7 protein-coding genes and 1 pseudogene are annotated in these 10,744 nt (G+C 45.3%); 5 read left to right on the top strand and 3 right to left on the bottom strand.

Annotation, left to right across the window (positions count from 1 at the left end):
* Positions 1-338 (bottom strand): annotated as a pseudogene (locus AC1EU0_RS18685) (signal recognition particle-docking protein FtsY); the annotation flags it as partial.
* 122 nt (positions 339-460) lie between these two features.
* Between AC1EU0_RS18685 and rsmD the strand changes: the two are divergent.
* The 5 genes from rsmD to AC1EU0_RS18660 all read left to right on the top strand — a co-directional run bounded on the left by rsmD (position 461) and on the right by AC1EU0_RS18660 (position 6,792).
* Positions 461-1,039 (top strand): 16S rRNA (guanine(966)-N(2))-methyltransferase RsmD, encoded by a 579-nt coding sequence (gene rsmD / locus AC1EU0_RS18680; RefSeq protein WP_480304253.1) that lies wholly within the window; start codon positions 461-463, stop codon positions 1,037-1,039.
* Between the two features lie 52 nt (positions 1,040-1,091).
* Positions 1,092-1,481, top strand: coding sequence for a hypothetical protein (locus AC1EU0_RS18675; RefSeq protein WP_480304251.1), 390 nt, complete (start codon positions 1,092-1,094; stop codon positions 1,479-1,481).
* A 64-nt stretch (positions 1,482-1,545) separates the two neighbouring features.
* Positions 1,546-2,757 carry a heavy metal-binding domain-containing protein gene (locus tag AC1EU0_RS18670; RefSeq protein WP_480304249.1) on the top strand — a complete coding sequence of 404 codons (1,212 nt, stop codon included), beginning with the start codon at positions 1,546-1,548 and terminating at the stop codon, positions 2,755-2,757.
* 9 nt (positions 2,758-2,766) lie between these two features.
* Positions 2,767-5,910 carry an efflux RND transporter permease subunit gene (locus AC1EU0_RS18665; RefSeq protein WP_480304247.1) on the top strand — a complete coding sequence of 1,048 codons (3,144 nt, stop codon included), beginning with the start codon at positions 2,767-2,769 and terminating at the stop codon, positions 5,908-5,910.
* 81 nt (positions 5,911-5,991) lie between these two features.
* A complete protein-coding gene (locus AC1EU0_RS18660; protein ID WP_480304245.1) occupies positions 5,992-6,792 on the top strand; it encodes a ribonuclease T2 family protein in 801 nt (266 codons plus the stop codon).
* 49 nt (positions 6,793-6,841) lie between these two features.
* Here the strand turns inward: AC1EU0_RS18660 and AC1EU0_RS18655 are convergent, their stop codons facing one another.
* Positions 6,842-8,080 carry an aromatic amino acid transport family protein gene (locus tag AC1EU0_RS18655; protein ID WP_480304243.1) on the bottom strand — a complete coding sequence of 413 codons (1,239 nt, stop codon included), beginning with the start codon at positions 8,078-8,080 and terminating at the stop codon, positions 6,842-6,844.
* On the bottom strand, positions 8,080-10,518 hold the full coding sequence (gene plsB, locus AC1EU0_RS18650) for a glycerol-3-phosphate 1-O-acyltransferase PlsB (protein WP_480304241.1): 2,439 nt from the start codon (positions 10,516-10,518) through the stop codon (positions 8,080-8,082). The genes AC1EU0_RS18655 and plsB overlap by 1 nt, the downstream gene beginning before the upstream one ends.
* Positions 10,519-10,744: the final 226 nt, after the last annotated feature.

Here is a 10,744-nt window from a genome sequence, read left to right as displayed (position 1 = left end):
TCTGGCTCTGGCTCTGGCTCTGGCTCTGGCTCTGGCTCTGGCTCTGGCTCTGGCTCTGGCTCTGCAAGATTTTCAGTCTCTACCGCCGTCTCGACAACCGTTTCTGAAGTATTTTCGAAAACTTTTTCTTCGCTATCTTTAACGATTGACTCTTGAATATCGGACAACTCAAGACCAACCTCTACCGGTGTGTTCTCTGTTGCTGGCTGCGACTCAACAACCTCAGCTTCTGGAGCTTCAACCGCTTGTACTTCTTCTTGTGTTTCTACTTGTTTAGACTCGTCTTTAGCCTTTGACTTATCTCGACGGAACCAAGAGAAAAAACCTTTCTTTGCCATTTTATTTCCCAGCAATCAGCACATGCCACATGATTTTGCTTAAACCAAGCGGCCATTTCATTTAAAATTCTATAAAACACCAGAGTTTATCATCTTCTCTTGCAGCACAACACAGGAATATCATGGCGAAGAAACAGTCACAAAGCAGCCAAGTACGTATTATTTCAGGGCAATGGCGCGGACGAAAATTACCTATCCATGATGTTGAAGGACTTCGACCGACTACAGATAGAATCAAAGAAACTGTTTTTAATTGGTTAATGGCGGATGTGCGAGGTGCTCGGGTATTGGATTGTTTTGCTGGCAGCGGCAGTTTGAGTTTTGAAGCGTTATCCCGTTATGCCGAGTTCGCACAGTTATTTGAGCTCGATAAAAAAGCCGCGAAACAACTTCAACAAAATCTCGACACCTTAAAGTGTGACAAGGCTAAAGTAAGCCAAGGTGATAGTTTATCGTTATTGAAGCAAGCGCCAGAAAAGCCGTTTGATTTAGTGTTTCTTGATCCTCCTTTTCGCAAAAACTTACTTGAACCCTGCATTGAACTGTTAATGAAAAACCAATGGCTGACGGATGAATCGTTAATTTATGTGGAATTAGAATCAGATGCGGCTCAATTAACCGTGCCTAAAAACTGGCGATTACTCAAACAAAAAGTAGCTGGACAAGTGGATTCAAGATTGTATTTTTACCAAAGTTCGTAACAAACCCTCTCCCCCGCAGGTCTTTCTATGATAGATTCTGCGGTGATAGGTCATGGGAATTAAATCAGGCATAATGAAGCACACTTTATTAGTTTTCATCAGTATGTGTTTCCTGCTCACGCAAAGCGTGTCGGCAGCGACTTTGCCTGCCTTTCATTCTTCTCAAGCGCCAATGAGTCAATCTATGACGATGGATGAGCATTGCCATCATGGCAGCAAGATGATGCAAACCAAAGTCTCCAACATAACTCATGATTGTTGCCAAACCGAGCAACACGATTGCCAAGGCAGTTGTGAGCCTTGTGGCGTTGTAGCAGGTGCCAGCCTGATTTATAGTGCCTTAAAAATCTCGTTACCAAGATCTTCTGCTGCAATGACATTTCATAACCACTTTTTCTACCAATTCCATCCCGATCCGAGCCTGCGCCCCCCTATTGCCTAATTCAGCTTAATTCTGTCCCAACACCAGTCGGGGCATTTTTCTGAATTACCAATAGGAAATTATTATGCGTTATTCCTTTATTGCCCTGCTCTGGCTGGGTGCGTTGGCATCAGCATTTGCAGCCAATCACGATCATTCAATGCACCAATTGCTTGCAACTAAGGCACAATACATCTGCCCTATGCATGCGCATATCAAAAAAGATCATCCCAGTACTTGCCCAATTTGTGGCATGAATTTGGTGAAATCCGCATCTAGCGATAACACCAATACACCATCGATCAGTGTATCTGGTGATATGCAACAAGCACTTGCGATTAACGTTGCCCCCGTTAAGCGCCAAACCTTATGGCAGTATGTTAAAACCACCGGCATTGCTAAATACGATGAACGCAAAATTCATCACCAGCACGCCCGCGTTAGTGGTTGGATTGAAACGTTAGCGGTCAGTAGTATTGGTGAGCAGATCAAACAAGGGCAACTTCTGTTTCAACTCTACTCACCTGAGCTGATCACCGCTCAAGAGGATTTTTTACTGACACTGAGTACTTACGAGAAAAACTCAAGTAATCGTAAGTACGCTGAGTTATTAGAAAAGTCTCGTACTCGCCTGCTATTGCTTGGGATCAGCCCAAAGCAAATTCAGCAGTTACAACAACAGAAAAAAAGCCAATTTTTAGTCAATTTTTACGCCAAACAAGCAGGCGTGATCAAAGCGCTTAACGTTCGTGAAGGCATGTACATTGAGCCTAAAACCGAAGTGCTTGCCATCGCCAGTACCAATGACATTTGGGTAGTCGCCGATATTTACGATGCCAATCAACCTTGGCTAACCACAGGCATCTCCGCCAGAGTAAAACCTGTAACAACAGCAGGCGAGACGCGTGTCGGTAAGGTTGAATATCTTTACCCTGATCAAGATCCTGTCACTCGAAGCAGTCGGGTTCGCATTGTGTTCGAATCGAGTTCTGTACCGCTAAAACATAATGCTTTGGTGGATGTTGAACTACTCGGAGGGGCGAAACACCACGTGCTCACCATTCCACAACACGCTTTGATCCAAACGGGTACTCACAATCGCGTTATTGTTAAAACCTCGGATAATACTTTTGAAGCCAGAGAAGTCACTACAGGGCTAAAACGAAAAGGCTTGGTCGAAGTGCTTTCGGGGGTAAAAGAAAGCGAACACGTTGTGGTATCAGGCCAATTCCTGTTGGACTCTGAATCCAGTCTACGCGGTGGTCTAGAGCGTTTATCTAGCACCCACCAGCACTAGGAGAGAGTCATGCTAGCACGTATTATTTCTCTCGCGTTGGAGCAGCGCTTAATCGTCATCATGTTAGCTTTATTGATGACCGGATGGGGTCTACTCGAACTCAAGCGCACGCCCATTGATGCTTTGCCGGATTTATCCGACGTACAAGTGATTGTAAAAACTCAATATCCAGGGCAATCACCTCAATTGGTCGAGCAGCAGATCACCACGCCATTGTCGAATATTTTAATGAGTGTTCCCGGCGCAAAAACCGTTCGTGGTTTCTCGCTATTTGGTGATTCCTACATCTACGTCATTTTTAATGATGACACCGACAGTTATTGGGCGCGCAGTCGCGTACAAGAAACTTTATCTCAAGCCTCAAGATTATTACCCACAGGTGTGCAGCCCATATTGGGGCCTGATGCGTCAGGTGTAGGCTGGATTTATGAGTATGCGTTAGTCGACCGCTCAGGAAATCACGATTTATCACAACTTACCAGTTTACAAGATTGGTACTTACAACCTGCCCTACAAAGTCTTGAAGGCGTTGCCGAGGTGGCCACCATTGGCGGCATGAAGCAAAGCTATCAAATCGTGGTGAACCCAAGTTTGCTGCAAAATTTTGGCTTAACCCTAAAGCAAGTGATCGACACCATCAAAATGCACAACCGTGAAGTCGGTGGCTCTGTGGTAGAAATGGCGGAAGCCGAGTATATGATCCGCGCCAAAGGTTACCTCACCAGCATTGCTCAAATTGAACACTTGCCTATCGGTAAAGTATCGCCCTCTGGAACGCCTTTACTATTAAAGGACATCGCAACCATACGCTTAGGGCCAAGCAGTCGCCGAGGTATTGCCGAGTTGGATGGTCAAGGTGAAGTCGTTGGTGGCATTATTGTCATGCGTTATCAAAATAACGCCAAAGCCACGATTGAAACGGTGAAAGCCCGCCTTGAGCAATTACAAAAAGGACTGCCTGAAGGCGTAGAGGTTGTCGCTACCTATGATCGCTCCGACCTTATCAATAATTCGGTCGATAATTTATTCGTCAAGATTGGCGAAGAAATGCTGATTGTGGCGCTGGTGTGTTTACTGTTTTTATTCCATGCTCGCTCGACACTGGTGGCCATTTTAGTACTGCCGCTGTCGATCCTCGGTGCGTTCATTTTAATGAATCACCTTGGGATCAATGCCAATATCATGAGTCTGGGTGGTATTGCTATTGCGATTGGTGCCGTGGTCGATGGTGCGATTGTGATGGTGGAAAACACTCATAAACATCTCGAAGCCTTTGAGCAACAACATCAGCGAACGCCCAGTAATACTGAGCACTGGCAACTGATAAAACAAAGTTGCGTGGAAGTCGGGCCAGCTCTGTTTTTCTCTCTACTTATCATCACCTTAAGCTTTGTGCCTGTGTTTGCCTTAGAAGCCCAAGAAGGACGACTGTTCAGCCCGCTGGCGTTCACCAAAACCTTTACCATGGCGATCGCTGCGTTACTGTCTATCACACTGATCCCAGTGGTCATTGGCTATTTGATCAAAGGCAAAGTTCCCTCTGAGCAGCAAAACCCATTAAACCGTGGCTTGATGGCAAGCTATCGTCCTCTGCTTAATCAAGTACTCAAACATCCAAAACTGACGTTAGTGACGGCTATCGCTATTTTAGCAAGCAGCTATTATCCCATCGCCCATACTGGCACTGAGTTTATGCCTGAATTGGAAGAAGGGGATTTAATGTATATGCCCACCACTTTGCCGGGGATCAGCGCCGCTAAAGCAGGACAACTGCTTCAACAAACCGATAGGCTCATTAAAACCGTGCCTGAAGTGAAACGGGTATTTGGTAAGGTGGGACGCGCACAAACCGCTACCGATCCTGCACCACTGACCATGCTGGAAACCACCATTTTGCTTAAACCTAAAGAGCAATGGCGTAAGAATATGACGCTACAAGGCATCATTGCTGAGCTGGATTCCAAAGTTCAAATTCCTGGGCTGACTAACGCTTGGGTGCAGCCCATCAAAACCCGCATTGATATGCTGTCAACGGGTGTCAAAACCCCTGTTGGTATCAAGATCAGCGGTGAAGATGTGAAAGAATTGGAAAGCATTGGTCAGCAAATAGAATCCATACTTGCGCCACTTGAAGGCACACAGTCGGTATACGCCGAACGCAGCAGCAGTGGCCGTTACTTAGATATCGAGCCAAAACTGGATATTGCTGCCCGTTATGGGATCAGCCAGCAACAACTGCATGACGTAGTACGTTTCGCGATTGGTGGAATGACCATCAGTGAGTCAATTCAAGGCAATGCGCGTTATCCCATCATCGTACGCTACCCTCGTGAATTAAGGGATAACCTTGAAGCCATCAAACAATTACCCGTCACCAGTAAGCAGGGGCAGATGATCCCACTGACGCGTCTGGCTGACATTAGATTACGCTCTGATGCCGCCATGCTTAAAAGTGAAAACGGACAATTGATCAGCTGGGTATTTATCGACATCAAAGATGTCGCACTTGGAGACTATATTCAAGCTGCTCAAAAAGCCTTGGATCAATCTTTTACGCTGCCACCGCGTTATTTTTACGAGTTTGCTGGTCAATATGAATATCTACAGCGCGTACAAAACACCTTATCCGTTGTGATCCCCGTGGTACTGGTGGTGATTTTCATTCTGCTGTTAATGACCTTTCAGCAAGCCAGTCAAGCCACCATGGTGATGCTGTCATTGCCGTTCGCGTTGGTGGGCAGTACATGGCTGATTTATGCAATGAGCATCCAGTTTTCAACAGCCGTGATCATCGGCATGATTGCGCTGGCTGGCGTCGCGGCTGAGTTTAGCGTCATCATGCTATTGTATTTGAACAATGCCATCAGTGATGCAAAAGCCAAACAGCAACTATCTACCACGTCTGATTTACGCCACGCCATCATGCAAGGTGCCTTGATGCGTATTCGCCCTAAAGCCATGACAGTCGCCACCATCTTCTTTGGACTCTTACCTGCATTATGGGGCGCAGGTTCCGGTAATGAGGTACTTAAAGCCATCGCCGCGCCTATGGTTGGCGGCATGATCACTGCACCTTTGTTATCACTGTTTGTTCTACCTGCGATTTATTGGTTATGGTATCAGCGACAACTTGAGGCACCAACTCAGATTTAGATCACAGATTTATTCATATTCAAGCTCTATGGTTCAAGAGGTAATGTTTCGCCTCTTGCTATCTGTTCAAGGTGCTTCGCTATGCAGAAAGTCATCAAAATAGGACTTTATGTCGTTCCATTATTGATATCCTTTTCGAGCCTTGCTCAATCTTCTCACGCCAATGGCTTTCAAATGGCTTTAGAAGATTGCTCAACGCCGATGCAATTTGATTCCAACGTGTTTGCGGTTAATTGGGAAACCACTTTTTGCCAAAATCACGGTAGCGAACCACATGCTTTGGCCGAATGTGAAGACATGAAAATGGATCCCAGTAACCCTCGCTGGCATCGTTTCTCGCTGCACGGATTATGGCCAGACAAAGCCAGTTGTGGGATCAGTTACGGTTATTGCGCTCCTGATCAAGCCACTAAAGATTTGGATAACTTCTGTGATTACCCTGCACTCACACCGCAATTATCTCCAACCACATCTGCAGCACTGGCGGAAAATATGCCCAGCTACCAGTTTGGCACTTGCTTAGAACGTCACGAATGGTGGAAACACGGAGTGTGTCGAGATAACAGCCCAGAATCTTATTTTTCGTTAGAAACTCAGTTGATCGAAAAACTAAATCAAAGCGCGTTTATGACGCAGTTTATTCAGCCCAATCAGGGCAAAACGGTCAGTTTACATGATCTTAAAAAGGCTTTTGAATCCAGCTTTCCGAACACCGAACATAAGGTGATGATTAATTGTGAGCAAGGGGCGTTTTCCAATATTGAAATCAGTCTACCCAAAGACGTCAGCGCATCTCAATCTCTGACGAGTATGATGCAAGCCGCAAAAGACATTGATGCAGGAAGTTGTCCAGATACCGTTTCGATAACTCAAGCAGAGTAATGATGTTGCTGAAACTCAGATGTTCCTTTCCTAAGTTTCAGCCATTTATCTACCCAAACATAGGCAGCAACCCTGCCATATTGAGTAAATGGCATACCATCACCGCAATGCCGTACAAGAACACCACGCCTAGCATTCCACTGCCTCCTGGCACACGAAAACTTCCACTTTCCGGGTAAAGTTTTCGTACTTTCATTACCATCAGGCACGGGATGATCACCACAGAGATTGCCCCAGCTAACGCGGCAAAGCCAATCGCCATGATAAAGCCGTTCGGTAAGAAAATACCCAATACGGTAGGAGGCACAAAGGTCATTAAACCGGATTTAATTCGACCTGACCAACTGTCATCAAAGCCAAATAAATCGGCAATAAAATCAAATAAAGCTAAGCTCACCCCTAAAAAAGAGGACGCAACGGCTAAATTGGCAAATAAGGTCAGTAAGTGAGATAACCAGTCACTGGACACCACTTTTGACATGCCTTCGATCAACGCCCCCATATTGCCACCCAGAGCAATAATATGAGAGAACTCACTGCGGGCAATATGACCCATGGTAACCATCATCCAGCAGGTATAAATCACCAAAGCCAATACGGTTCCGATGAGTATCGCCTTGAGCACATGCGATGCCGATTTATCATAGTATTTCACCAAACTGGGCACTACTTGCTGGAAGCCAAAACTGGCTAAGCCAACGGGTAAAGCGCCAAGGATATACATGGAATAGCGAGACTCACCATTTGGCATCCACAACTTAGCGGGTTCCACATCTAAGAGTAAATTACCGGTTGCCATAAAAAAGGTGATCAGCATACCACCTAACATGATGGTGGAAATCCGTCCGACGTGTTTGGTTCCAATGATGACGATGGCTGCCAACACACCCGCAAACACTAACCCCGCCCAGCCTTGCGGCAAGCTAAGACCAATCGCCTGCAAACTATGGTTAACGACGGAACCGCCGCCACTGACATAGGCATAAGTCAGTACATACATTAAAAACGCGATACTAATGCCGCTGACAGTTCGCCAAAAGTTACCTAAAATCGTCTTAGTGAGAGAATCAAAATTAACGCCAGCTTTGTAATGTAGATTCACCTCAAGCAAATACAAACCTGCCATCATCATACAAAACCAAGCCACCAGTAACATCAGCACTGAGTAACTGAACCACATGCCTGCGCCAACGACCGGCAAAGTAAACATGCCAGCGCCAACGGCGGTACCAGCGACAATCATCGCTCCGCCAATCACAGAGGGTGAGGTAACGCCCTGTGCCGCCATTAATTATCAAGCTCTTGCGTTTGCGACTGCTTGACACTGTTAATGAGAACTTGCTTAACCGCGGGATCAAGCAAATGGTTGAATTGAGACACAAGTGACGAAAGTGGCATGTTTGGCTCCGATTGTCCGATAAACCCTAATTCTTTCAGTTTAACGGTCAAAGTAGCATACAATTTCTTATCGTAAAACTCTGGGGCGGCAATGCCATGCAAAGTCCCTAAATGTTTGGCTAAGGCTAAGCTTTCTCTTTCTAAATCAACGCGCTCTATCTCTGGTTGCTGCTCAAGCAAGTTAAATAAAATACCGTAACGCTGCAGCATTTCATCTAGGGTTCGAGCTAGAATATTCAGTGACAACATATTGGCTTCAACGTGCTTAAAGCCTGTTTCGGTTTGTTGAATCAGCCCTTGCGCTTCAAAGTGATCAATAATGGCATCAACATGAGCCGTCAGCTCAGGCACATTCAAAAACAGCTCAGCTTGCATTAATGGATACAATTGCTCGACATGCTCAAAAATGCCTTCGCGACTGATATGTTCATGACGCAAAATGCAGTTAGCAATTAATGCTGGCAACACAAACAGATGAACAATGTTGTTGCGATAATAGGTCATTTCGCGTGCTTGAGTTTCATCAAGTGATACGATGTCACCGTATTTATCCGGCTCTATGGTGAATTTTTCAAGCTCTAACGCTTGTTCAAGTAAGGTGTCTTCATTGCCTTCTGGCGCAGAGGTAAACTCGGAATACGGCACCGCTTTAAGCAGTTTCAGGTACAGAGCAAGCTGACGCTTAAGACTGGCCTTATCTAATGATTTTTGCTCAGATGACAATAAAATCAAACTCACCAAGGTCACAGAGCTGACCGCAGCTGCGCCATTGATGTTGCTCATGACTTTGGTGGCTAGCGTATTGACCGCTGGTGTTAACCATTGCGGTTTCTGATTCGGATCTTCCGCCATCTTCTGACGCCAGTTGGGATCAATGTCATTAAGGTGTTGCTGAACTTGAATGGGCTCACCAAAATTCACATAACCTTGACCAAAGTTACCCAACTTACGAATAGCACCAAACACTTGCCATACTGATTCTTTTTGTTTTTTCTTACCGCTCAGTTCTTTATGATACGTTGACACTTCCATTACGTGATCATACCCCAGATACACAGGCACTAATGTCACTGGACGTTTTGAACCACGCAAGACACTGTTCACCGTCATGGCGAGCATCCCTGTTTTCGGATTCAGCAATCGACCGGTACGTGAACGTCCGCCTTCGGTGAAGTATTCAACGCTGTAGCCTTTATCAAACAGTTGATCTAAATAAGCCCGGAAAACGGCGGTATACAGTTTGTTGCCATTAAAGCTGCGACGAATAAAGAAAGCCCCACCTTTACGGAACATAGGGCCTGCTGGCCAGAAATTGAGGTTAATACCTGCGGCAATATGCGGTGGCACCATTCCTTCGTAATACAAAATGTACGACAGCAAAAGGTAATCCATATGACTGCGATGACACGGCACATACACGATTTCATGACCATCATGATGCAGCTGGCGCACTGACTCCGCCCCTCTGATATTAATGCCTTTGTAAAGCTTATTCCAAAGCCATGTTAGTAGACGCTCACAAACCCTAACTAAGCTATCAGAATAGGCAGCAGCGATTTCATCCAGATACTCTTCAGCACGAACTTTCGCTTGTTCATGGGAGATTTTTTTACTTTTTGCTTCTTCGTCAATTGCATTCTGAATCGGCTCTGACGCTAACAATTGATTAAACAAGGCTTGACGCTTAGGAAGAGTAGGCCCCGTCATTACTTTGCGTTGACGGCCAAAGTGAACGCGAGCCACACGAGCGAGCTTATGAGCAATTCGCTCATCAGTGCCGTGCTCATCCGCCATATAACGTAGTGAAACGGCATTGGAAAATTGAATGAAGTTATGACGCCCTAAAAATAAGATCATCAAACATTTACGCAACCACGTCGGAGTTTCTCGCTCCAGCACCGCCGCCTTCATGGTGTCATCTTCTTTGCCGGGCGTACGTCCCCAATACAAACTCACAGGCATCAATTGAATATCTAACTGCGGATCTTGATGATGCCACTCAAGTAGCTTGCTGAAATTATTCAAATACTCTTGATCGTTTTGGTTTGAGCCAAATAGTGGCTTAGCCCCTTGTAAGCACACGACTCGAGAAACGGATTGCCCATTGATGCTTATCGGCTCATAAGGATCGGGTAGACCGTATTTAGCGGTGATTTCATTTAATGCGGCAAAGTCACTGACAGATTCCGTTTTCATGACATAAACCAAAGGCTTATCCGCCTTAATATTTAAATCCGAAAATGGCTCTTGCGGTACGACGATAGTATGAACGAACCACTTTTGAATAAAACGCAAGGATTTAAAAAACCAGGAATCATGTTTGGGCATAGGAGCTTAACGTCTAAATCTCATTTTGAATATGCTCTTTAGAATACCAAGATATTGCTGTCAGGATAAGTAATTGTTTTATTCAACAAGATAAATCATGGCGATAAGCATAGACAACGCTATAACCAGATACTCCTACCTGACTCAGTGAACAAAAATTAACCAGACATTTATTTCCCCAAAATGAAAACTTCGTCAATACGTGGATAATGTCGGGTTCGGATCC

Source organism: Parashewanella sp. 2210YD4-3 (assembly GCF_056591735.1).
Note: the sequence above shows the minus strand (reverse complement) of the source record. Positions and strands in the feature narration are given on the sequence as shown.

Bases quoted from the DNA above. Each gene is read 5' to 3' on its own strand.
- AC1EU0_RS18665 (WP_480304247.1), top strand. From the start codon at position 2,767: ATGCTAGCACGTATTATTTCTCTCGCGTTGGAGCAGCGCTTAATCGTC.
- AC1EU0_RS18660 (WP_480304245.1), top strand. From the start codon at position 5,992: ATGCAGAAAGTCATCAAAATAGGACTTTATGTCGTTCCATTATTGATA.
- AC1EU0_RS18670 (WP_480304249.1), top strand. From the start codon at position 1,546: ATGCGTTATTCCTTTATTGCCCTGCTCTGGCTGGGTGCGTTGGCATCA.
- rsmD (WP_480304253.1), top strand. From the start codon at position 461: ATGGCGAAGAAACAGTCACAAAGCAGCCAAGTACGTATTATTTCAGGG.
- plsB (WP_480304241.1), bottom strand. From the start codon at position 10,518: ATGCCCAAACATGATTCCTGGTTTTTTAAATCCTTGCGTTTTATTCAA.
- AC1EU0_RS18675 (WP_480304251.1), top strand. From the start codon at position 1,092: ATGGGAATTAAATCAGGCATAATGAAGCACACTTTATTAGTTTTCATC.
- AC1EU0_RS18655 (WP_480304243.1), bottom strand. From the start codon at position 8,080: ATGGCGGCACAGGGCGTTACCTCACCCTCTGTGATTGGCGGAGCGATG.